Source organism: Mycoplasmopsis agassizii (genome assembly GCF_002276225.1).
Taxonomy (GTDB): Bacteria; Bacillota_I; Bacilli_A; order Mycoplasmatales; family Metamycoplasmataceae; genus Mycoplasmopsis_B; species Mycoplasmopsis_B agassizii_A.
On the sequence record NZ_NQNY01000013.1, the window covers coordinates 1 to 25,585 of the forward strand.

The following is a 25,585-nucleotide window of genomic DNA, read 5'->3' on the forward strand; positions in this document are numbered from 1 at the left end:
CTTGTTTGTATTTCATATTACTTATATTATAAAAAATAACTACAACCTTTCTGTTGCAGTTATTAGGCCGATGCGGGAAATAGCCTACATTTGAGGCTATTTTTGAGTTTTAAAAGTCCATTCCTTCAATGTCATCTTGGAACATATTCAAGATTTTTTGATCAATTTCGATCGCATGATTATGTTTTTGACGATGTCTAAAGAAGTCTTTAGGATCTTGAATATTAAATTTAGAGTTTTTGCCTGTTGAAACGTTTGTTCCTGCAGGGATTTTGTGCCCTAAAATAATGTTTTCTTTTAGTCCGCTTAATCTATCAATTTTTGATGAAATTGCAGCATTAACAATGATTTTTGCACTTTCTTGATATGAAGCAGCAGCTAAGAATGAATCAGATAATAAAGGAATTTGTTTTGCCCCTAAAATAACTGTTTTACCAAATGGTGGGCGTTTCCCTTCTGATAATAATTTACCTGTAATTTGTCTAAATTTGTCACGGCTAATTAATGAACCAGCAACTAATTGAGAATCACCTGGTAAGCTAACTTGGATTTTTGAAAGCATCTGACTAATAATGATTTCTACATATTTATCGTTAATTGCAATCCCTTGCATACGATAAATTCTTTGGATTTCTTTTAATAAGTAAGACTGCACGGCACGAGGTCCTGCGTATTCTAATAATTGGTTTAGAATAATTGGTCCATCGACAATTTTTTCCCCAGGAGCTACTTTATCGCCAACTTTTACACGAATGCTTGAGGTTGTGTTTGCACTAATTTTATCTTCAATTGTGCCGCCATCTGAAGTTCCGTATAAAACAGTAATTTGATAGTCTCTAAAAGCACCGTTTCGGTGTTTTCTTTCTTCGATATTCATGATTTCACCAAATGTTTTAGCAATTTCAGCTTGACGCCCTCAAGGTTTTTGGTAAGCATCGATTAACTCTGACAAGCGACCAAAACCACCAGTAATATCTTCAACACCAGCAACCCCTCCAGTATGGAAAGTACGCATGGTTAGCTGTGTACCAGGTTCACCAATTGATTGACTAGCTGTAATTCCTACTGCTTCACCAATTGATACTGTTCTTGATGTTGATAAGTCTTTTCCAAAACATTTTTGACAAACTCCATTACGTGTAGCACATGCTAAAACTGAACGAATTTCAACTGCTTCATGATGTTTAATAATTTCACGAGCCATTGATGGAGTAATTAATTCATTTTCTTTTGTAATAGTATTTCCGTAAGGATCTTTGATTTCTCTGATGCTAAAACGACCTTGAATTCTTTCAAATAAAGGTACGATAATTGACTTAGTACGGTTATCAATAATTGACTTAATTACAAATCCACTATCAACACCACAATCAGGTTCACGCACAACAATACTTTGAGCAACATCGATTAACCTTCTAGTTAAATACCCTGATTTAGCAGTGTTTAGAGCAGTATCAGTAAGTCCTTTACGAGCCCCGTGAGTTGATGAATAGAATTCAAAACTTGTTAGTCCTTCTAAGAATGATGACTTAACAGGAATTTCAACGGTTGAACGAATAACACGCTCATTTTCAGCATCGGCTTTCAATCTTTGTGCGTTATTTGCCATCAGTCCACGTAGTCCTGCAAGCTGTACGAAGTTAGAAATAGTTGCACGAGCACCACTATTCATCATAATAAATAGTGGGTTGAAAGTAAAGTCGTTATTTTCAATAACTCGTTTTAAATCACCTTGAATATTTTCTTTAATTTCAGATCATTTTCTAATAGTTAATGAATAACGTTGGTCATCAGTAATTCAACCTTGGTTGTATTTCGATTTCAACTGGTTAGTGTATTCTTCACCTTCACGAATCTTGTCGTTTTTGTTTTCAACTGTCATAATGTCGGCAATTGAAATTGATGTTCCTGAAATAGTTGAGAACTTAAATCCTAGGTCTTTAATCTTGTCTAAGAATGAAGCAATTGAGTTGACATACTCAAATCAAACGTATTCAAGTAGTTCAATGTATTGTTCCATTTCTCATAAAGGTGTATCTAGTTTTCGTTCAATTTTTAAACGTTTATTGATTTTTTCAAAACCAATAATAGTAATTTTTTCTAGCATTGAAATGTGAGTGTAATTTAAATCATAACCTTCAACATCTTTAATATTTGCTAGTAAATCACGTACGTTTATGTAGTTTTCAGCATTTAATTTATCAATCACTTCCGCTAATTCTGCTTTAGAAATACTTGGTAAGTATTTTTCGTAAATAGCACGAATAATACGAGCAACATTTTTCTTAGTTAAAGCATCATTAATAGGTTTTGACTTAATAAATTCTTTGATATCTCCACCATAAGGGACTTGATAATTTTTAAAATAATCATTTCTTGCATAAGTGGCTTCAGTATTATCAAAAATGAAATTAAAACTTTCAGGGAAAGCTTCATTAAAAATGAACTTACCAACTGTTGAAACTACATAACCTTTATTAGTTGAAACTGTTGAAAGTTTGCTTAAGTTTTTGAAAGGCATTGCTACACGAGCATGTAAACTAACAATTCCTGAATCGTATGCTAATTTAATTTCATCTAAATTAGCAAACACATGACCTTCACCTTTAGCACCTGCAATTTCCATTGTTAAGTAGTAAATTCCTAAAACCATATCCTGAGAAGGGTTGATGATAGGTTCACCATCTTTAGGCCCTAGAATGTTACGATTAGCGTATAATAATTCTTTTGCTTCACGCACTGCTTCATCAGAAATTGGTACGTGCACAGCCATCTGGTCACCATCAAAATCGGCATTGAAAGCTTCAGTAACAAGTGGGTGTAGGCGAATTGCACGCCCTCTAATTAATACAGGTTCAAAGGCTTGAATTGATAAACGGTGCAAGGTTGGCGCACGGTTAAGTAGAATTGGTCTACCTTTAATAACTTCAGCAACTTCAGGTCAAATAATTGGGTTTAAGTTCTCAATTAGTTTACGAGCATTTTTAACTGAGTGCGAAATTTCTTTTTGAATTAAGCGTTTAATAATCCATGGTTCAAATAACTTAGCAGCCATTTCACGGGGAATTCCTGCTTGGTGAATTTTTAAATTAGGACCAACAACGATAACTGAACGACCTGAATAATCGACACGTTTTCCTAAAATATTTTGACGGAAACGTCCTTTTTTACCAGTTAAAGCATCTGCTAGTGATTTTAAAGCACGGTTATCTTTTGAAACAACTGGTTTAGGTTTTTTCTTAGCATTATCAATTAAAGCATCTACTGCTTCTTGAATCATTCTAAGCTCATTTTGTAAAATTAGAGTTGGAGCATCTGAATCAAGTCATTTTTTAAGACGGTTATTTCTAATTATAATACGGCGATATAATTCATTAATATCACTAGTTGAGTGACGTCCACCGTCTAGTTGTACAAGTGGTCTAAGTTCAACTGGAATAACAGGTAATTTGTAAATTAACATGTTAATTGGCTCTTGTTTAGAGTCAATAAATGAGTTAATAATTTTTAGTCTCTTATATAGAATTGAACGTTCTTGTTTTTTAGAAACAGGTAAGTGTGAACCTGATAGTTCACCTTTATTAATTTCATTAATTTTTTCACGAACTTTTTCACGTTCTTCTTCTAAATTAATGTTTTTTAGTAAGTACTCAATTGCACGACTCCCAGTTGCAATTTTTGCGTCTGAATATTCTTCGATAACTTCGTTCAATTCGTAAAAATCAACACCATAATCTGGTCCTGATTTTGATTCAGAAATTTCAATAATTTCATTTAATGATTCATCAATAATTTCTTGTGCTTCTTCATCATCTGGTAAGCGTTCTTTAAGTTCAATTAAAACATTTTTGTAAATTTCAGCTGCATTATTAATGTTGATGATTTTGTTTTTAGGTAAGTTTTTTAATCCACCTGATTCTAAAATGATGTGTGACTTATAATAGATAACGTTTTCTAAATCAGTTTTAGAAACGTTTTCTGAACTATTTTCAACTCTTAAACCAAGTAGTTTTGAAATAATTGAGTGGTCAATTTTAAAGAATCAAAAGTGCACAACAGGCACATGTAAAGTGATGTGACCCATTCTTGAACGTCTTGCTAATTTAGGTAAAATTTCAGGTTTTTCAATTTCACAAAGTGAAGTTGCATTACAAATTTGACCTTCGTTTGATTTTTTATATTTACGCCCACAAATAGGACATTTATAGTCAGTTGTAGGACCAAAAATTAACTCATCAAATAGTCCGTATCTTTCAGGTTTATATGATTTATAGTTAATTGTTTCTGGTTTAGTAACTTCCCCATGAGATCATTCTTCAACGTCTTTTTGTGTTACTAATGAAAGCGAAATTTTTTGGATTTTATTTTCGTCAATCGAGTGGTATGCTCGTGTTTTAATAATTTCTTTTTCCATATAGTTCTCCAGTCTTAATTTTTTAATTAAATAAAAATAAGAAAAACAACTTAAGTTATTTTTCCGACTTTAAAATTCTTGTTTCTTATTTAATTTCAATGTTTCATCATTATATAGATTAGCATCAAAAAAAAATAATTATTTTTTGAATTTTTAAGCCTTTTTTTGATATACAAAAAACCTATTTATCTTCGTCTTCAGTAGGCTTTTTAAGACCAAAAGTAACAGCTGTTAAATTTTCTCGTGGCTCATTTGAAAATTCAGGATAGTCTTTGTGTGGATCAAATAATGGTTTCATAAAATCTGTGTAAACGTGTGAAACATCTTTTGCATAAGCATTAACCATTGCTTTGGTTCAACTTGTATCAACATTCATAACTTCTTTTCAGAATTTTGTTTCAACTGCGTCAAAATCTTTAACCTCTTGAGCAACTTCATTTTTATCGTATTTATCGATGTAAACACGATTTAAACGTGGTCTTTCTAATGCTGCACCATCGCTTTTTCCGATATTTACAGCAATCACGGGAAAGACATTTTCTGGTAAGTTATATTTTTCTTGTAAGAATACAGGTAAGCCAAAATGACGTACACCACCAACAATTGTGCTGTTATATCCTAAACTTTCAGCAGCAATAACTGCGTTTTGTAACATGATATAAGCATCACCTCAAGCGTTTAAGAAGTTATCAAAAGTTTTGATTACAACACTTTGATTTTGCACTTTACTTGCTGTTTCAATACGGTTAAAATCAATCATAAAAACAATTGTAATTGCTGAAGTTAAGTAGTGTTTTTGTCTTTCAATATTTACTTTTGCAAAAATTTCTTCTTTAACTTCAGGATCTTTAATTACTAAAGCGCTAACGTGAAATTTATTACTTGATGTAGGTGCTGCGTTCATTGCTTTAACGATTTCATCTAAATCTTCAGGTGTAATTGAATCACCACTCATTTGACGATGTGAACGACGTTTTAAAATTAAATCAATAGTTTGATTTTTAGGCATTTTTTTCTCCAATATTTATTTATTTTTAAGTTTCAAAAAATTGCTTTTTTGTTTATTAAAACAATAAAAACAGCAACATGTATGCTGTTTTTGATCATTTAGACCTTAGTTTTCGTAAGCATCAATGTTGAAATCAGAGTCCATATCTTCAAATTCGATATCATCTAAATCATCAACATCACCGATTTCATTTTCTAAATTATCATCGGTATCTTTTTCATGAACTTCGAACTTAACTCCTAGTCCACGAAGTTCATAAGCAAGCACGCTAAATGATTCAGGAACTCCAGGTTTAGGAAGCGCTGTACCACTAGTTAAAGCACCATATAAGTAATTTCTACCTTCAATATTATCTGATTTATAAGTCAAGATTTCTTGCAAGATATTGGTTGCTCCATATGATTCTAAAGCTCAAGTTTCCATCTCTCCAAAACGTTGTCCACCGTTTTGAGATTTACCTCCAAGAGGTTGTTGAGTAATTAATGAATAAGGTCCAACACTACGTGCATGCATCTTATCATCAACCATATGTGAAAGTTTTAACATGTACATCATTCCGACTGAAACTGGGTGGTCAAAAGGTAATCCTGTTTGAGGATCATAAAGTTTTGTTTTACCACTTCTGTCAAGTCCTGCGTTTTCTAATTCGCTTTGAATGTCTTCTCATTTGATTCCATCAAACACAGGTGAAACAAATTTTGCACCTGTTAAACGACTAACCATTCCAAGGTGAAGTTCAAAAACTTGACCAATATTCATACGAGAAGGAACCCCTTGAGGATTTAATAAAACATCAAGTGGTGTTCCATCTTCTAAGTATGGCATATCTTCTTCAGGTACAATTCTTGAGATAACTCCCTTGTTTCCATAACGCCCAGCCATTTTATCACCGACTTTGATTTTACGTTTTTGAGCGATATAAACTTTAACGATTTTATCGATTCCATCTTCTAATTTATCTCCGAATTTGCGGCTTAGAATCTGAACATCAATAACTGTTCCTTGGTGTCCGTTTTTAACTTTTAATGAAGTATCTTTTTTAGTAGTAATTTTTTGGTTAAAGATGCCATTTAATAGTTTTTCACTAGGGCTAGTGTTTTCATCACCACGAGGTGAAACGCGACCTACTAAAATATCACCTGGTAAAACTTCTGAACCAATATTAACAATACCTTCATCATTTAGATTTCTTCTTGAACGTAAACTAACGTTAGGGATTTCAGCAGTTAATTCATCATCTCCTGCTTTTAATTTTCTGAACTGAATGCTTTGTTCTTCAATGTGAATTGAAGTTAAAGTGTCATCTTTAAATAAGCGTTCGTTAATAATAATCGCATCCTCAAAGTTATAACCTTCAAAAGTTGAAAAACCAACTAATAAGTTTTTACCAATTGACATTTCTCCATTTTTGAAACTACTTCCATCGGTAATAATTTGACCAGCTTCAACTGTATCACCAACTTTAACAATTGGAGTCTGACTCATGACAGTTCCTTGGTTAGATCTTTCATAAGAAAGCAGTTGATAAACATCAGTTCTAGTTTTACTATCACTATCTGAAAAAGGTTGAACTTTAATTTCTTTTCCATCAACATAAATAACTTTACCAGCACGGTTTGCCTTAACGTTAGCTGAAGAATATTTAGCTAAATCAGCTTCAATTCCAGTTGCCACATTAGGTGCTTCAGCAACTAATAAAGGCACTGATTGACGTTGCATGTTCGCCCCCATTAAGGCACGGTTAGCATCGTTATTTTCTAAGAAAGGAATACATGAACTAGCTAGTGAAGTCATTTGATTTGAACTAACTGAAACATAATCAACTTCGGTAGCATCAACAATTGTATATTCACCGTTATATTTAACAGTAACTTTAGGGTCGATAATTCTGTTATTGTCATCTAAATTAATTGTTGATTGTGCAAAATGCAGATCTAATTCTTCATAAGAAGTTAAATAAATAGGTTTTGAAGCATCAACTACACCATTATTTACTCGGTAGTAAGGAGTTTCTAAAAATCCTAAATCGTTAATTCTTGCGAAAGTTGCTAAGTTTAAGATCAGTCCAATATTTTGACCTTCAGGAGTTTCAATTGGACAAATTCTTCCATAGTGAGTTGTATGAACGTCACGAACTTCAAATTGAGCAGTATCACGGTTCAACCCCCCCATCCCTAAAGAGGTAATTTTACGTTTTGAACTAATTTCAGCCAAAGGGTTTGTTTGGTCCATGAACTGTGAAAGTTTTGATGAATTAAAAAAGGTTTTAATTTGGTTTTGTACCATTTTATTGTTAGTTACATTTTTTGGAGTAATCTTAGATGCTTCTCTAGCTGAGATTTTTTCTAAGGTGTTTTTTTCCATTTTGTTTAAACCAATTATGAATTGGTTTAATAATAATTCACCAACTGAAACAATTCTTTTATTAACAAGTGAATCAGGATCATCATCTAAACCGATACCATCACCTAGGTTAAAGTAGTAACCTAAAGCAGCAATAATATCTGAAACTAATAAGTGTCTTTCATTTGAAGAAGGATCGTTAGCAATAACTAAATAACTATTATCTTCTCCAGGATTAGTTTCTGCTAAATCACGGTCACGACGGTTTTTGAAGATACGAACTTTAATCACGTTAACACGTCTTCTTAATTCGCTATCTTCTTCTCCATAACGTGCATAAACATCATCTGATAAAGAAGTTTCTTTAGTTAATTTGCTTAAAGGTAAAATTCCGTCACTAAAGGCTTTTTGAATATCTTTAGCAACTTGCTTATCGATTTTAATTCCTTTTTCAAAGATGATTGCACCCTTAGAAGTTTTTAAATCTTCAGCTAGATAAGTACCTGTAATACGGTCTAATAGGGTTAATTTGCGGTTGATAATGAAACGTCCTGATGCAGTCAGGTTATAACGTTTTTCATTAAATAATAATGAAGCAATTAAATTTTTAGTTGCTTCTTTAGTAACGCGGTCACCCTTACGAATTGTTCTAAAAATTTTCTCTTGAGCATCACGAATAATGGTTCGATGTTCATCTTTAGAAAAATCGTATTTATCTTTTTTCAAGGTTTCTAATAAAGTTTCACTTTTACCAAAAAGGTTGATCATGTCTTCATGTTTTAGACCTAGAGCAACTAAAAATAGTGAAAGTGAAAATTGCTTATTTTTGTCAATTCTAATTTTGACATTATCAATTGAATTACCACTAACTTTATGTTTAATTTCCACTCATGAACCCATACGAGGTAATAAATCGACCTTGTTGAAAAGATCGTCAGATTGCTTGTCACGGGTTTTAGTTGAAAAATAAACTCCAGGTGATCTAATCAGCTGTGAAACAATAATTTTTTCACTACCATTAATAATAAATGAACCACCACGGGTCATTAAAGGAATTTCACAAAGTAGAACTTCATCAGTTGCAATCTCCCCTGTTTCAGTTACTTGTTTTTGCAATTTAACATGAATATTTGCAGCGTAAGTTGAACCTCTTTGTTTTGCTTCACGAATTGCTTTAACTTCTGAAACTAGTGGTTTTTCAATTCTTAGTGAATTATGAACATATGAAATTTCCACTTTTCCATTGGTTGAAACAATTGGATAACTATCTCTTAAAGTTTTCTCGATTTGTTTGTTTAAAAATTCTTCAAAAGAATCTCTTTGCATTTCTAAAATGTCTGTTAATGGTAGGTTATTCTTAGTTTTTGAATAGTCTCTACGCTCGGTGATTGGACCAAATTTTCTTAAGACATAATTAGTTTTATTAGTTGCCATTGTGCTCCTTTAAGCTAGAAAATGTTTCTTTTGCATTCTCTACTTTGCTAACTTTTTAAAATCTTTAAAATATTAATAAAAAGCCATTGCAAAGTAATGCAAATAGCCTTTTTATTTTATAGAATTTTTTAAATAAAATCTGAAAAATTTTATTTATTTTTAGCCCCTATTTTAGGGGCTTTTCGATGTTTTTTAGCTGGTTTTAATTATATTTGAATGTATTCGTAAGGTTGCTTGCACCTTCATCTAGTAAGCCTTGATTTGCTGCATTTTTGTCTTTAGTTTCAAAGACAAAAATCTCTTTTCCTAGTTCTAAAAAGTAGTGCAACTGGTTTAAAATTTTGCTTGATGGTTTCAATTTTAACAAGCTTAATTGCTTAGAAAAATGAGCGATCATTTCATTGCGTTCATAAAATCTTGAATGTTTTACATGAACATATCAAGGGTATTTTGTAAGTAGTAATTCTTTATCAAAATTGATCTGATTATTCCCTAAATACGGGCTTTCTAGACCATTTGCAAGCACATGAATAATGCCAATATTTTGCTCACGAGCCTTATTAATTATCTGACTTTCAAAACCTGGAAAATTACTTGTAACTAAAGTAATTTTAGGATGATTTTCAAAAAAATCATTCATTAAGTGAACTGCTTCAGCATCTTCAATATCACCATTTAAAGTGTGCTTATTAGCTGAATGTAAAAGTTCATAATTACCTTTATAAAATATTACAAGTGGAGGTTTATTACTATTTAAAAGTTCCTTTGGATATTCATCATCTAAGATTGTGATGAACTTAATATCAAGTTCCTTCATCTTGTTTAAGTAAAATAAATAAACTCCATAATCAATGGCATTGCGTTTATTTATATCATTGTAAGCGAGTGTAAAGTCGCCTTTATTTTTGATTCAAAAATATACGATTATATCTTTCATCTAATTCCTTTGTAAATTGCTTAAAAATGAAAAAAGGGCGCCTATAAATAAGCGCCCTTTTTATTGTGTAATGAGTTTTATTTTCTTTCGCTGTATACTGAAGCGTATTTACGATTTCTACGTGATTCGTATTTTACAAATCCGTCAATTTTTGTAAATAAGGTGTGATCTCCACCCATACCTACATTTTCACCAGGAAAAATTTTAGTTCCCCTTTGACGGTAAATGATTGACCCAGCACTTGCAAATTGACCATCACCTAGTTTTGCACCAAGGCGGCGACCAGCTGAATCACGACCATTACGAGTCGAACCACCTGCTTTTGTTTTTGCCATGTTCTGGACCTATCCTTTCAATTCAGTAATTTTTACTCTTGTATATGGCTGTCTGTGCCCATATTTACGTTTATGGGTACTTTTAGCGTTATGACGATAAACAACGATTTTTTTTGCTTTTCCTTGTTTTTCAATAATTCCGCTAACAACAGCTTTTTCTAGGTAAGGAGTACCGATTTTGTCTCCCACCATTAATACTTGATCAAATGATATTGTACTACCTTCGTCACCTTCGACTTTTTCGATAAATATCACATCATCTTTTTTGACTAGTAGTTGCTTACCACCAGTTTTAATAATTGCATACATATTTAACTCCGATATTTAAATATTCATCCTGATGGTGTTCACTATAAGTTTTTAGTGATACTTAAAAAATGACCATTTTAGAATGGTTACAATTGTAACGTTTTTCATTATATACAAAAAGTAAGAAAATAAAAATTAATAACCAAAATAAATTGGTACGTTGTCGGCTTTACTTGAACCTGATTCTGCTGAGGCTTTGGGCGCTTCGTTTTCTCATTTATAATCAAATTCTTTTGTTTTAATTGCTCCTGAACTTGATCCGTTGCTTGTAAAGCTACGGAACAAATTACTAATTGAAGTAATTGCCAAAACAACTGCTGGGATAGCAGCGATAATTGCTAAAAAGGCACCACCATATGTATTTGCCTCTTCTTCTTCGGTTAGTTTTTCTAAATCTAACACATTTTCTCCTTATTAAATTAAAGTCTATTTAGTATTGTTTTTGCTCCTTTCAATTAGTAATAAAGAAAATTAATGAATTTCAAAAAAATGGCACCATTTTTTTACAGATCTTTTTGCACCAAAAAAATCTGGCTTTTTTTCTGGAAAAAATGCAAATAATTTAAAATGTGTTTATGTATTTAAACCAAAAGCAAATAAACGTAGTTTTTAACTATTTTATGATGTCACCTTTTTAGGTTACATTTGTTTTGCTTTCACTCAAAAATCAATTCGCACACAAATGTAACTGATCAGTCAGTTACATTTTTAAATACATGTTTTAAATATTAAGAAAGGTAGTAGAAATATCTACTTATATATGAATAAAATTAAGAAAAAAATCTTATCAACTTTATTAGTTGCCCTTCCTTTGGTAACTATCGCTAGTGCAATTGCTTGCACTAGCATCACAAATCCTGCAGATCCTGAAAAGGATGATCAAAAAGACCTTGAAACGGCTAGTAAAGCATTGGCTGCTAAAACTGATGGTTGAGGTTTGATAGGTAAAAATGCTTTTGCATTAACTTTTAAAAATTTAGAAAAACAACTGGAGAAATATAAAGAAGCAGTCAAGGTTGGTTCTCAAAGAGAAGTAATTACTTTATTAGAAAATCTCTTTAGCAAGTCTTTTACAAAAATACTAGATGGCATTAGCGTTAATAAAATTACTGTCACATCATTAGATAATACAAGTGCAACTTTAAGTTTAAACTTGAAAAAAGATGAAGCAACTTTAAATGATATTAAAGTTAAAGTTATCAACTTAAAAGAACCTGATTCAGCACTTGAAACTATTAAACACGAACTTGAAAATCAAACATTTGAGTTTAAATATTTAACCTACGATCTTGCTGCTAACAAATTTATTGCAGTTGAAAATCCAACTTTAAAATTTGCTACAACAGCTGCTAAAGATTATGAAGACATTTTACATAAACCAGCAACTGAAAATGGTGGAGATGAAGCGGTTTTAAGTACTTTATTAATTCAAACATCAGACAAGTTTAAAGAAACATTAAAAAATGCAACCTTATCTAACTTCAGTTTTAGTGCAGACAATAAAACTAGTACATTAACTATCAAAGCAAAATTAAATCAAACAGGTCAAGCTAGTTTAGATGTAAAAATTAAAATCACTAATTTTTCAAAAGATCTTAAAACAGGTAACCTTTTAAAACTGGCTGAGATCATCAATAATAAAGAATTTGATGCATCTAGAGCACTCACAAGAATAAACACTGACTCATCCGTTTCGGGTACTTATATTCCAATTGAAGTTTCCAATGTTGAAGGTTACAAAAAATATTTTGCAACCTTAAAATCTAATTCTTTGAAACTGTTAACCGACCTAATTAAACAACCAGGAATAAGAAAACCTGGTTTTGAAGATTATCAAGATCTAACTACAATCTTAAACCAATTTGGTTCAGATCAAAAAGTTGTAGTTAATGCATCTTTAGGAGAATCTACAGATACAACTTTAATAATTAATATAACTTTGAAACTAACAGAAGATACCCCTGATTCAGAAATGGTTAAAGCAAGTTTTAAAATAATTAACTTTGATGATCCAAAAGAACTGAAAAAATTTAATGACGTGGTTGAAGTTTTAAAGGCAACTGATTGACCAGTAGATGATACAGTTGAAGATTACAATGTTGCACAGCGCCGTTATTTGTCCCTTATTAAATATAATACAAAACAAGATATCAACTTATCCAATCCAACAGATCTTTTTGGAAGAGATGTTATTTTTTCAAAACTTTTAGGTTCTAAATTTAAAGAAGCGCTAGGTAATGTATCAATTGTATATCCTGATTTTAAATTTAAAGATCGTGATCAAACAACATGAACAATCGGTTTTTTAGCTCGTTATAAAGGTCTTAAAACTACAAAATCTTTTACAATTAATATTACTAATTTAACTAAAGACATTGACTTTGAAGATGTCGAATTGCTTAAAAAAGCAGGCGAGGATATGAATGGCACAATACTTCATACTGAACTTACTCATTTAGATACCGGAGAAAAATCAACAACTGATCAAGCTAATGAGAGATTAAAAAAAGCATATCAAAATAATAAATTAAGTTTATTAGACTTATATGCTTTATTAAAATTTGAAACATCAACAGGTTTGTCTAGCAAACAAAAAATTAACAAAGTTAAAAATACTTTAGCGATTTGGGGTACTTTAGATGGACCAACAATAACTGAAGCACAAGCAATACCTGAAGCTACAAAATTAACCTTAAAATTCAAAATTGGTGTTACTAAGAAAAGTGATTCCACTGAAATTTCAAGTGATTGAATTACTCTAATATTAGTAGGGTTTTAAATAAAATTGATTGCAAAAAAGTACGAATAAAACGTACTTTTTTTAATTCATTTTAATCAATAATTATTCTAAAACATCGGTAAAAAGCCTGTTTCAGAAAACTATCAAAAATTAACTGTCTGCATCAACTGTTAAATCTGTTTGTTTTTCAACCTTAACAATTCCATCTTTATCAGTTACTAATTTGTATGCATATTTTTCATAGTTAGAATACATATATGAAGTGTTTGAAGTTACAAGATTTTGATTTTTATTAACTGGTTTTACTAATTCACTTTCTTGAACAATCGAATCATTATTTTTATCTTCTCAAAAATATAACTCTTTTGCTTTTGAAAAATCAATTCTTGCTCCTGCATAAAAAGCAACTAATTTTTCACCTGAAAAATTGCTTGAAACAGGATCAAGATCCCTTGTCATACTTAATAAAGAACTTTTTGCTCTCATAGTAAAATCATCGGCAGTCTTTGAGTTATTGTCTCAATTTAAAAAAACTAAATCGGTTTTTACATATGGTGTAGCATAATCTCCCTTAACAATTAGTGATTTGTATTTTTTAGCCTTTTCTTCAGTTAAAAAACCACCAACTCTAATGCTATCTTTATTGATTTTATCAAAACCAATTTTACTTGTATCTAAAGATGTTGTTGTGTGAACATCTAAGGAATTTAAAACAGTTAGGCTACTAATTTCATTATCAGCTTTTGCAGCTGCTAAATAAGTGTTGTAAAGAGCTTTTGAATTGTCATTTAAAGTGACGTTTTTATCTATAATTTTTAAAACACCGCCATAAGCAGAATTAGCTGCTATTAGCTTACCGTTTTTACCTTCAAGTCTAATTACTAGATCTGTTTCTCAATTTCCAACACTATTTTTAACAGCACCTGAACGCAATTCAATTGTACGACTTCAATCATCTGCTAGTGCCTGATATGAAGGCCCTGGAGTTCCTGAGGGGGTATAACCTTGCGTATAAAATCAGTTTTGAAATGTGTCACCATTTTCACTTTCATCATAGTTTGAAGTTTGTGAAAGTTTTGTTCATTCACGAGCAATTAATTCAGCCATTGAATAGTGGTAGTTAATTCCTTGTTTGCTAAGTGGCCTAGAAATATAGTTACGATTTTTTGCCCGTTCTTCACTAGTAGGATCTCATTGAGTACCTTTTAATTCTTCTGCTGTTTGATTAGGAGGTAAATTACTTTGAAAAGTGTCATAAGTCAATTGACCATTTCAATCTTTAGAGGCATTTTCAAAAAGTGCTACATCTTCAGAATTTTCTTGTGATGTGCCGTTTGACATATTAAATAATGATGAAGCTGAAAGGTAGTTACATAAACAAGGGCCTTGTTTAATTGAACCATCATAATATGTTTTATTAACTGGTGTATTAGCATAATTTAATAATTTAGTAAAGTTATCGTAAAAATGCTTGTCGTAGTTTTTAATAAATCCATCTCTACCAGTGCGATCGATTGTTGCTTGTGTATTAGTTGAATCTAATACTTTTGAATCAAAGTCTCTATCGATATAAATACTTGCAAAATGATGAATATATTCATGTTTTAAAGTAGGTAAAATATAAGCAACTCGTTGCTGATAAGTTAAATTAGGGTTTCTTGACGCAACATCAGTTGTAGCAAAAACCTGTTTTAATTCAGGAATATATAAGCCTGCTGTGTTAGGAACTATTTCGTTTGCAAAATCAATTACTACTCCATTTAAAGCAGTGATTTCAGGACCATAATCAATTTCCTTCATAAAAGTTCTAACAAATTCGACAATTTCAGCCTTACTAAAAAAGAATTTGTTGCTTGATTTATTTTTGTTTACATAAAATTTTAAACCTGTTAAGCCTTCTTGATAAGTATAAGAATTTTCTGTGTCTTCTAAAAAAGTTGATTCACTTTTTTGCAAATCTGCTTCTAAATTTGTTACTTCTAATTTCAGTTCAGGGCTTTTAGGATCTGATGGTTTGTCTCCTTCATTAGAACAAGCAATTGCTGCTAAAAGTGCTGAAGTTGATAAAACTGCAGCAACAGGTAAAAATATTTTTTTAAACTTTAATTTCATAAATACCTCTTAAAATTTAATAAAAAACGACACTTGTGTGCCGTTTTGTCTTGAAAATTACAATACAAAATGACACACTATTTACTAGTGAAGTACATAATTTTGTTTGTATTAAAATTTTTCATAAGTTTATTATATGAAAAAAATAAATTTTTCTAGAAATTCTCTAAATCAAAAATATTTTCTCCATTTGTGAAAGCAACCAAAATAAAAAACCAAAAAATATTTTTTTCTGCAGTAAAAAATATTTTTTCTTTAAAATAATGTCATGTATTTAAACGGTAAACAAATTTATTGAACCAATAACTTTATCATGATCAAAAAAGTCATGATTACATTTGTTTTACCTAAAAGTTAGAAAATAGTAGCAACATTTATTTATAAAAATCAAGTAAATAACTACAGCAAATGTAATCATCAAACTAGATGATTACATTTTTTTAACTTAAATACTTATCGAAACAACAATTAGAAAGGCTTATAGGAAATCTATAAACATATGAGAAAAAAATTTAAAAAAAATATTTGATTAATTCTTGCATCTTTAGGTGCAGTATCAGTAGTAGCAACCACGATTGCTTGTACGCAAACTCCAGGTGGAGATACTAAAACACCAGAAGATCCACCAAAAACTGCAGATGAAAAAGAACTTGAAGAAGTTAAAACTGCTTTAGGTGCTAAAAGTTGAGGTTTAACTGGTAAAACTGCCTTTGCTAAAACTTTTAAACAATTGGAAACTGAATTTAGTTCGTACAAAAGTGAGGTAAAAGCAACTGACCAAGACATGGTTAAAAAACTGCTTTCAGACAACTTCGGTAAGGAATTTACTAATGCTTTAAAAACTGTGACCTTAACAAAAGTTACTTTAGAAAGTAGTGGAAAAACAACTGCAACCATGAAGTTAATTCTAAAAAAATCTGATGCAACTTTATCTAATGTTGAAGCTAAACTAATAAACTTAAAAGCACCACAAACGAGCCTAGAAAAAATTAAAGAAAACCTTGAGAAAGAAGTTTTTGCTCTGAGGTATTTAGTGCAAGGACAAAATGGTAACTTAATTGATATCCCAAATCCTGAACTTAATTTGGCTTCTGAACAAATAGAAATTTTTAAACAAGTTTTAAAAAGCCCAACTGAACAAGGTGGTGGCGAAGCTTTTAGTGACTACTTAGCCCTTGGTTTACCTACAAAATTTAAATCTGAAATTAAAACTGCAAAACTTGTAAATGTAACTTTTGAAGCAGATGATGATAAAGGAATTATAACAATTTCAGCAACCTTGAAAGACACAGGACAAACATCAGTTCCTGTAACCATAAAAATTTCAAACCTTGCAAAAACTGCTAGTTTAGATGATTTGAAAAAACTAGTAAAATTACTAGAAAACAAATCTTTTGAAGCACCCAAACCACGACAATTTGCTGCTCCAACACCAGAATTTCCTAGAAAATTTAATATTCAAAATGTATCTACTTTAAGTGATTTTAAAACATATTTTGAGAGTTTAAAAAACCATAATCTTCTTTTATTAAAAGAATTAATTGATGAACCCGAAGCAAAATCAACATCATCAGTTGCTTATAAAGAGTTAGTAAAATTCTTGAATGTTTTTGAACTAAGTCCAAAAACTTTTGTCAGTGCAAAGCAAGTTAGTGATGAACAATCAAAATCAACAACTATAACTTTGACTTTAAAAACAAGCAAAGATGCCCCTGATTCTGAAATGCTAACAGCAAGTTTTAAACTTGTAAACTTTGATGATGTTGAAAAAGTTAAAAAACTAGATGACACTATTAAAAAACTTGAAGCAAAAGACTGACAAGTTGATGCCAGTGTTGAAACCCAAAAAAATGATAGACAAAGACAGCTATCATTTGTTCGTTACAATCTTTCAGCGAAATTAGCAGATATTACAAGTGGAGAAAGTAAAAAAACAATCGCTGATGTTTTTAAAGAATTATTGGTAGCAGAATTTGATACATTGCTTGAAAACTTAGAAGTTGTGACTCTGGATAACAACTTCAATAACCGTGATCTAACTACCTGAACAATTGGTCTGCTTGTTACATATCCTGATTTAAAAACTACTAAGTTAGCTAAGATAAATATTACAAATTTAACTAAAGATGTTGATACAACTAGTGAGGTTGAACTTAAGAAAGTTACAGATAAAATTAATGGTCAACATGTAATTTCTAAACTTGCAAAAGCAGAAGGAAATAGACCAAAAAGTACTGCTGCACAAGCTGCTAGCTTTTTAAATCAAGGTTTTGAAAGAAGGCAACTACAGTTAATCAGTTTAATATTCTTTGCAGATTTAGATCAAACCACTTCAACAATTACTAAGGAACAATTAAAAGATTATAATGATGCTTTAGTTTCTCTTTTAGTACAACCAAGTGTAGGTTTCAAAACTTTTAAAGCAACTGCAAAAGGTAAGACAGTTGAAATGAAATTCACAATTCATGGAGCACCTAAAAATGGTAAACCTGGCATAACTAGTGAAGAATTGACTGTTACTTACGAAGGTTTTGAATCATAAAAATCAATAAAAAATACTAGCTAAATGGTGCTAGTATTTTTTATTGACCTGATTAGTTATCGTAATCAGGGTGATTTAAAAAATCTTGGTTAAACTCTCCTACATATGGTATATTTCTTAATTTTTCTTGGTAGTCTAATCCAAAACCAACTAGGAAAACTTTTTGTTCTAGTAAAAAGCCACTTTTTTCAGGTACAAAAGTTTCTTTTCTAAATGGTTTATCAATCAAGGTGATTGTTTTAATTGAATTAGGTTTGCGATCTTTTAAAAGTCTGACAATTTTATTAATAGTGATACCACTTTCGATAATATCTTCGACTAGTAAAACATCTTTACCACGAATATCTGCAGCTAAATCTAGCACAATTTTAACACTACCACTTGATTCATTTGCTCCTCCATAAGATGAGGCGACAATAAAATCAATGGCATGTGTTTTTGTAACGTTACGCATTAATTCAGCCATAAAAGGCATTGAACCTTTTAAAATACCAACAAGAATTAAGTTTTGGCTATCTTTATAAGTTTCATCAACTCACTTAGCAAGCTCTTTAATTCTGTTTGAAATAGTTTGTTCATCATAAATCACTTTTTTAAAGTGAGGATGAATTTTAGTTTTATTTTCTTCAGTCATAAATAAATTTTATAGATTTATCAAAATTTCTTACAATTTTTTTAAAAATTCTTGGTTTGAAGGTAATTTAGCAAAAAATAGGAAATTGCATTAAAAAATTAACCAATAGATGTTTTTTAATAAAAAATGACTCTCTATGAAAGTCAAATTTAAAAATTATATTTTGTTGAACTGGATTTTCTTAGCGTCGCTAATGATTTTTAAGATAGCAACAGTTTTGTCTAGAACACCTTGATGATCCAAATATGTTGTGTCAATTATAGTGTATGGAATTTTGTATTTTCTTGCAAGTTCCTCAAATTTAGGTTTGTAAATTGCATGTAGTTGTTGAAAATAAGATTCATTTAAATTGAAATTTGCAATTTCGACATCACGACCCCTGTTTTTAATTCTTTCAACAAATTTTTCGTAAGTTACATCTAAATAAATTGCATAATCAGGGATTTCATCTTCAAAAATCATCTTACTAAATAGTGAATCATAAGCATTTAAATATTTTTCGCCACTAGGTAGTAAATTTAAATAGGCAAAAATGTAATGCTCAATTGCAAAACGATCTAGAAAGATGTAATCGTAAATAGGATCAAGTTCTTCTTCAACAAATTTTTTCAAAATATTATGGAATTTAGCTGAATGAGATTCAACTACATAAGTTTGAAAAGACATTGTCAAGTGTGGTTTTTTCTCATAAAGTCATTTTAAGAAGGTGTTGAAAATTTCATCTTCTTCTTCAAATTCTGCTAGAAAAAGTGACCTAGGATAAAGTTTTTTTAAACTTTCAACTAGGGTCGATTTTCCAGCACTAATCATTCCTGAAATACCGATAATCATAATAGACCTAGACTGCTAAAATCTGTGCGTTATATTTTGTAGGTGCATCGATTTCAACAGTGTCGCCAACATTTGCTCCTTTTAAACTAATGGCAAGAGGGCTATCAAAAGATACTAGATTATTAAAAGGATCTGCATCAAGAGGTCCGACAATTTTGATTTCAAAAACTTCTGATGTTGTTAAGTTTTTAAACTTAACAGTTGAACCGATTCCGATTGAATCAGTGTTATTACTTTTAATTATTTCAGCACGTGAAATAATATTTTCAAGTTCACTAATACGATCTTCAATGATTCCTTGTTGTTCACGAGCTGCATCATATTCAGCATTTTCTGAAAGGTCACCTTGTGAACGAGCATCTTTAATTTCTTCGATAACTCGTGGACGTTCAACTCTAATCAGATGGTCTAATTCCTTTTTATAAAGTTTCAATGTTTCTTCAGTTAAGTAAATTTTATTATTATCTTGAATAATTTCTGACATATTAATTCCTTTAATTATTTTTTTCTTCAGTAGGTTCAATTTTATTTTCAAGTGCTTGCACTTGAGTAACTGCTTTTTCTACTGGTTTTACTTTTAAATTATAAATGAAAGTTAATGTTTCTTTTGATTTTATACTTGCAGTTGGTATTAATAAGTTGACTAATTTTTTCTCAAGTTTTTTTCATGATTCTTTAATATCTGCTTGCTTAGAATTTTCAATGATTGTAAGCATTCCATTATCATTTAAATCATAAAAATACTCTTCAAAAAGTTTATCGTATTTTATATCTGCCTGATTGACTATTATTAGATCATATTTAGGCAATTTAGTGTTTTCAAATTTTGAATAATCATAGGTTTCACTTAGTTTAGATTTATCTAAATCATCCTTATAATTACTATCAAAAACTGTTACACCTGATTGAATTTGTTTTCAAATGCTAAGTGCTAAAAAATTAGTATCACTTCCATAAACTGCAACACTTTTATAACTCTTTTGGTAGATTAAGTTTAATAGTTCTTCAAGGTCAAAAATGTTGAAAGATGATTTCAAAATAGTTTTTAAAGAACTATCTACATCACCGCTATTTGGTCTTTTGATGTTGCTATTAAAAATATTTGCATCCTCAACTTTGAAAAGCTCTTTCTTTTTTCTAATTACAGCTTTAAACATATAAAAATAAAAAAGAAGACCTAAAATTAAAACGATTACAGCACTAACACCAAGACCAATTTTTAATCCGTCACTCAAGGTTATTTATCCTCGCTTTTTTTGTCTTCATCAGTGCTTACTTTCAGTTTTAAGGCCTTAACCTTCGGTGCATCATTAAGATATTTACGACTTTTTTGGAATAAAAAATCAATATAATCTTTTTCATAAATAAAATCGTATTCGAAGTAATCAAAAACTTTACGTATTAATTTTTCATGAATTTCATCCTCAGACATTCAAAGGTAAAGTATTTCCATTAAACTTTTTCGAAGTATTTCATCATCAACAAGGTTTGCTGACTGGCTTTCTTCTGAAATTTCAAAAGGATAGATTTCTCCTGCTGTAAAAATATAGATATATTTAGAATCAGTATCTACATCACTAGCAGCAAATATGTGAATACCTTCTTCTACTCCATTATCTGTGGTAAATTCAACTGTTGCTTCATCAACAAATTTTTCAAAGTTGTCTAGTTGATCTTTGAAAAATTTTTTTGCAAGTTCATTATCATTTGGCACAATCACTCCTTAGTAATTATTTAAATATTCATTTAGCATTAGTGTTGCAGCAATTACATCTTTATGCTGTTTTGCTTTGCTTGTACTTAGGTTAGCATTTTTTAAATGAGTCATTGCTTTTTTAGTTGTTAACCTTTCATCAAACAAAATAATTTCTTGCTTAAAATTTTCTTCTAATAAAATTTTAAAATCTTCAATCATTAAAGTTGTTTGACTTTTAGTACCAGTCATCCTTAAAGGATAACCTAAAATTATTTTTTGAATTTCATATTCTTGAAAAATTTGCTTTAAGTGATTTATCAAAGCATGAAAATCATTTTCTGAAAACATATAATTTTCTAAGGCAATTGCAAACATATTAAAAGGATCGCTAATTGCAATTCCACAACTTTTAATCCCTAAATCTAAAGCAATTATTCTCATTTATAAAAGTTCTTCAATCTTTTCGTAGTTTGGTTTTTCAAGAATAACACCTTGCATCATTCTCTCATTTCCACCACCACGAATTTTTAAATTCTTAGCTAGTTCATTTCAAATTTGTTTAACATCTTTTTCTTCAGAAGTAATTACAAATTTATTTGAATTAGCATTTTTATTCGAAGATAATAAGACAACTGCAGTTTTGTTTTGCTTTCTTAAAGCAGCAGCTTGATTAGTAATTATTGAATCATCAACATCTAAATTCATAATGAAAAGTTGATCATTTTTAATATAGTTTTTAACGTTGATTTTGTCATCAACTTTTTTAGAATTATTTTTAATTACAGTTTTTAAAGATTCTTTTAATTCTTCACTATATTTGATTAAGCAATCAATTAATAATTCCAGATCATCTTCTTCAATTTTTTTGAATTTAAAATGACTTTCATATTCCAAAATATTTTTCTTTAATCTAGCAATTTCTTCTTTGATTTTTTCTAATCTAGATTTATTAAATTTATCAACTAATTTATGAGTTGTAACAGCAGTTACACGGAAGATTCCTGTACCCTTATTTTCTACAGAAGTGATTTTAAAATTTTCAATTCTTGCTGTGTTTGAAATATGGGTTCCACCACATAAATCACTTGTAATATTTTTAAAACTTACAACTCTAACATTTGAAGGATCCATATATTCTGTTTCTTCAATTGTGATGATAACCCCCATTTTTCGAGCATTTTCAACATCTGTATTAGAATAAGTTCTAGTTACATCTAAGTCAATATAATGTCTAACTAATCTTTCAACTTCAGCGATTTTTTCTGCAGATGGCTTCTTATTTGCAGGCATATCGAAGGTCAAGCGATTTTCATTATTATTAGAACCAAGTTGCTTGATTTCACTTCCAAAAACTTCTCTAAGTGCTTTGAATAATAAGTGCGTTGAAGAGTGGTTTCTTTCAAGATTTACACGGTTATTTGGATCAACAAAAGCATCAATACTTTTTGCTTTATTTATCTTCCCGTTTACATGGTGAACATGGTTACCAAATTTATCTTTGAAGACTTCATAAACTTTAATTTTTCCATCACCTTGTTGGAGATATCCTTGGTCATGTTTTTGACCACCACTAGTTGCATAAAAAGGTGTCTTATCTAGCACTAAAAATGCTTCGCCATTTACTTCATCAATTTCATTTTCTTGATTAGCTAAAAATAAAATTTTGCTTGTTGAATTTAAATTTTCATAACCAATAAATTCACCAATTTTTGATTTTATATCTGCTAATGAATTGACAACGTTTTTCATTGCTAGACCTTTTTTAGAACGAGATCTTTCAACATGCATTTCACGATATTTTTCAAATTCGCTAATGTCTAAGTGAATATTTTTTTCTCTTAAAATTTCTTGTGTTAATTCAATTGGATAACCGTATGTTTCAAATAATTTTCAAGCAAATGCAAAATTAATCTGATTGTTAGTTCGCTCTAATTCTTTTTCTAAAATTTTTAATCCTGAATCAATTGTTTTTGAAAATAAGATTTCTTCTTCTTCAATAATTTTTGAAACTTTATCAATATCATAATCAAAAATTAAAGCATCATGAATTGCTTGAACTAATTTATGTAAGAATGTTTGACTCTTAATTCCTAAGCGAATGCCCATGCGATATGATCTTCTAATTAAACGTCTGATAATGTAACCACGGCCAACATTTGAAGGTTCAACTCCATCAGCAATTGCATTAACTGACGAGCGCATATGATCAGCAATAACTCTAAAAGCAGTATTAATTTCTTTTTGAATTGGTTCATTATCAAAGTAATTTTCAATTACATAATTTTTATTACTTAGTTCTTCAATTTTAGCAATTATAGGTAAAAATAAATCTGTGTCATAGTTAGTGGGAGCATCTTGTGATATGGAAACTAGTCTTTCAAAACCTGCACCTGTATCAATGTTTTTTGATTTTAAGGGAGTGTAATTATTTTTCCCATCATTATTAAATGTTGAAAAAACTAAGTTTCAAATTTCAATGTAGCGGTCATTTTCTAAGTCTTCTTTTAGAAGTTTTATACCAACTTTTTCAGGGTCGTATTTTTCACCACGGTCATAAAAAATTTCGCTATTTGGTCCACAAGGTCCAAGTCCTACATCTCAAAAATTAGTTTTTCTTGACCCTTTGATAATACGATCTTTTTCAATTCCTAAATCTAATCAAATTTGGTATGCATCTTCATCTTCTTCAAAAACTGTAAAATATAATTTATCTAAATCAATTTTTAAAGTGTCTAATAAAAATTCTAAAGCTCATTTTTGTGCTTCCTTTTTAAAGTAATCACCGATTGAAAAATTACCTAACATTTCAAAAAATGTATGGTGTCTTGCAGTTACTCCGACATTTTCAATATCGTTGGTACGAATTGATTTTTGTGAATTAACTAATCTTAATGAAGGTGGAATTTTAATCCCTGAAAAATAGTCTTTTAAGGTTGCAACACCTGAATTAATTCATAATAAAGAAGGATCATTAATTGGTACTAATGATGCTGATGGTAAATAATAGTGATTTTTTTCTTTAAAAAAATCAATTCACATTTGACGTATTTCTTTTGAAGTTAATTTAAGCATTGATGTTTCCTAATTCTAATTTTTTTGAATATGTTTTTTCAATCACAGCACCACCTAAACAGCGTTCACCTTGATATAAAACAACCTGCTGCCCTGGTGTTACTGCCTTAGAACCTTGAGGGTAAAAAACTTTGATATTTTGCTTATCAATAAATTGCACTTTTACAGGTTCATCAACTTGGCGATAGCGAAATTTGGCTGTGATATTTTCTCATTTAATATTATCAAAATCTTCACCGATAAAATTAAAATTTGAAGCATCTAAAGCATATGAAATTAAAGCATCTTCATGTGATTGAGGGCTAACATAAATGATTGCTTTTTCTAGATCAAAACCACTGACAAAATGTGGTTCTTTCATACCACCTAAATTCAAACCTTTACGTTGTCCTAAAGTGTAATACATCGCACCATGATGCTGTCCCACTACTTCATTAGTAACTGTTGAAACAATTTTTCCTGGCTGCGCTGGAATATAATTTTGTAAAAATTGTTGAAAGTTTCTTTCACCAATAAAACAAATTCCTGTGGAATCTTTTTTGCTAGCAGTGATTAAATTAAGGTCTTTTGCAATTGCTCTAATTTCAGGTTTAGTTAGATTAGCAAGTGGCATTAATGTTTTTGAAACTTGATAGGGTGAAAGCTGAGCTAAAAAATAGGATTGATCTTTATTTTGATCTTTTGCTTTATAAAGGTTAGCACCTTTAGTTTTTGCATAGTGTCCCATTGCTATATAATCTGCGTTAAAAGTTTTTAAAGCATAGTTTAAAAACTTGTCAAACTTAATGTATTTGTTACATAAAATGTCAGGATTAGGTGTTCTGCCTTTTTTAAATTCATCAATAAAATTAGTGAAAACATGGTCTCAATATTCTTGAATAAAATCAACTCGATGAAGTTCAATATCTAATGCTTTAGCAACTTTTTGTGCATCTTGATAATCAAGTTCTTGAGGACAAACACTGTCATTGATAGTGCTATTACCTTTAAAATCGTTATTAATATATGAATCTCAATTACGCATAAAAACAGCAATTACCTCATGACCTTGCTGTTTTAATAAATAAGCCGCTACGGAACTATCAACTCCACCTGATAAACCGACTACTACTTTTGCCATTTTGATTCCTTTCTTGTTTATAAAAATAAAACCACAACTGTGGTTTTAATTATAGGT

At 30.2% G+C, this 25,585-nt stretch carries 18 protein-coding genes; 2 read left to right on the forward strand and 16 right to left on the reverse strand.

What is annotated here, in order from left to right; all coding sequences use genetic code 4:
* Positions 1–109 precede the first annotated feature (109 nt).
* The 7 genes from CJJ23_RS03700 to CJJ23_RS03730 all read right to left on the reverse strand — a co-directional run bounded on the left by CJJ23_RS03700 (position 110) and on the right by CJJ23_RS03730 (position 11,183).
* Positions 110–4,414, reverse strand: coding sequence for a DNA-directed RNA polymerase subunit beta' (locus tag CJJ23_RS03700; RefSeq protein ID WP_095335017.1), 4,305 nt, complete (start codon positions 4,412–4,414; stop codon positions 110–112).
* A gap of 181 nt (positions 4,415–4,595) precedes the next feature.
* Positions 4,596–5,423, reverse strand: a complete 828-nt coding sequence (locus tag CJJ23_RS03705) for a nitroreductase family protein (RefSeq protein WP_095335018.1) — start codon at positions 5,421–5,423, stop codon at positions 4,596–4,598.
* Between the two features lie 105 nt (positions 5,424–5,528).
* Positions 5,529–9,200 carry a DNA-directed RNA polymerase subunit beta gene (locus tag CJJ23_RS03710; protein ID WP_095335019.1) on the reverse strand — a complete coding sequence of 1,224 codons (3,672 nt, stop codon included), beginning with the start codon at positions 9,198–9,200 and terminating at the stop codon, positions 5,529–5,531.
* A 202-nt stretch (positions 9,201–9,402) separates the two neighbouring features.
* On the reverse strand, positions 9,403–10,137 hold the full coding sequence (locus CJJ23_RS03715; protein WP_095335020.1) for a DNA-processing protein DprA: 735 nt from the start codon (positions 10,135–10,137) through the stop codon (positions 9,403–9,405).
* 77 nt (positions 10,138–10,214) lie between these two features.
* Entirely contained in the window at positions 10,215–10,472 is a 258-nt protein-coding gene (gene rpmA, locus CJJ23_RS03720; protein ID WP_095335021.1) for a 50S ribosomal protein L27, read from the reverse strand.
* 9 nt (positions 10,473–10,481) lie between these two features.
* A complete protein-coding gene (gene rplU / locus CJJ23_RS03725) occupies positions 10,482–10,781 on the reverse strand; it encodes a 50S ribosomal protein L21 (protein WP_084232005.1) in 300 nt (99 codons plus the stop codon).
* Positions 10,782–10,916: 135 nt separating this feature from the next.
* The gene (locus tag CJJ23_RS03730) at positions 10,917–11,183 is read right to left on the reverse strand and encodes a hypothetical protein (RefSeq protein ID WP_084232004.1); all 267 of its coding nucleotides are present in this window, start codon (positions 11,181–11,183) and stop codon (positions 10,917–10,919) included.
* A 358-nt stretch (positions 11,184–11,541) separates the two neighbouring features.
* On the opposite strand from CJJ23_RS03730, the gene CJJ23_RS03735 reads away from it, so the two are divergent.
* Positions 11,542–13,560, forward strand: coding sequence for a hypothetical protein (locus tag CJJ23_RS03735; RefSeq protein WP_095335022.1), 2,019 nt, complete (start codon positions 11,542–11,544; stop codon positions 13,558–13,560).
* A gap of 111 nt (positions 13,561–13,671) precedes the next feature.
* Here CJJ23_RS03735 and CJJ23_RS03740 read toward each other — a convergent pair whose 3' ends face one another.
* The gene (locus CJJ23_RS03740) at positions 13,672–15,633 is read right to left on the reverse strand and encodes an MYPU_1760 family metalloprotease (protein ID WP_095335023.1); all 1,962 of its coding nucleotides are present in this window, start codon (positions 15,631–15,633) and stop codon (positions 13,672–13,674) included.
* 499 nt (positions 15,634–16,132) lie between these two features.
* Between CJJ23_RS03740 and CJJ23_RS03745 the strand changes: the two genes are divergently transcribed.
* Complete coding sequence (locus CJJ23_RS03745; RefSeq protein WP_095335024.1) at positions 16,133–18,175, forward strand: hypothetical protein; 2,043 nt, start codon at positions 16,133–16,135, stop codon at positions 18,173–18,175.
* A gap of 52 nt (positions 18,176–18,227) precedes the next feature.
* On the opposite strand, the gene hpt is transcribed toward CJJ23_RS03745, so the two are convergent.
* The 8 genes from hpt to mnmA form a co-directional block, all read right to left on the reverse strand.
* Complete coding sequence (gene hpt, locus CJJ23_RS03750; protein WP_095335025.1) at positions 18,228–18,809, reverse strand: hypoxanthine phosphoribosyltransferase; 582 nt, start codon at positions 18,807–18,809, stop codon at positions 18,228–18,230.
* A gap of 156 nt (positions 18,810–18,965) precedes the next feature.
* Complete coding sequence (locus CJJ23_RS03755) at positions 18,966–19,640, reverse strand: deoxynucleoside kinase (RefSeq protein WP_095335026.1); 675 nt, start codon at positions 19,638–19,640, stop codon at positions 18,966–18,968.
* 7 nt (positions 19,641–19,647) lie between these two features.
* A complete protein-coding gene (gene greA / locus CJJ23_RS03760) occupies positions 19,648–20,124 on the reverse strand; it encodes a transcription elongation factor GreA (protein ID WP_095335027.1) in 477 nt (158 codons plus the stop codon).
* Between the two features lie 10 nt (positions 20,125–20,134).
* Complete coding sequence (locus CJJ23_RS03765; protein ID WP_095335028.1) at positions 20,135–20,875, reverse strand: BC85_0335 family putative methyltransferase; 741 nt, start codon at positions 20,873–20,875, stop codon at positions 20,135–20,137.
* A 2-nt stretch (positions 20,876–20,877) separates the two neighbouring features.
* Positions 20,878–21,354 carry a hypothetical protein gene (locus CJJ23_RS03770; RefSeq protein ID WP_095335029.1) on the reverse strand — a complete coding sequence of 159 codons (477 nt, stop codon included), beginning with the start codon at positions 21,352–21,354 and terminating at the stop codon, positions 20,878–20,880.
* 9 nt (positions 21,355–21,363) lie between these two features.
* Positions 21,364–21,777: a Holliday junction resolvase RuvX gene (gene ruvX / locus CJJ23_RS03775; protein WP_095335030.1), complete on the reverse strand. Its 414-nt coding sequence runs from the start codon at positions 21,775–21,777 to the stop codon at positions 21,364–21,366.
* On the reverse strand, positions 21,778–24,408 hold the full coding sequence (gene alaS / locus CJJ23_RS03780; protein WP_095335031.1) for an alanine--tRNA ligase: 2,631 nt from the start codon (positions 24,406–24,408) through the stop codon (positions 21,778–21,780).
* Positions 24,401–25,528 carry a tRNA 2-thiouridine(34) synthase MnmA gene (gene mnmA / locus CJJ23_RS03785; RefSeq protein ID WP_095335032.1) on the reverse strand — a complete coding sequence of 376 codons (1,128 nt, stop codon included), beginning with the start codon at positions 25,526–25,528 and terminating at the stop codon, positions 24,401–24,403. The genes alaS and mnmA overlap by 8 nt, the downstream gene beginning before the upstream one ends.
* Between the last annotated feature and the right edge of the window lie 57 nt (positions 25,529–25,585).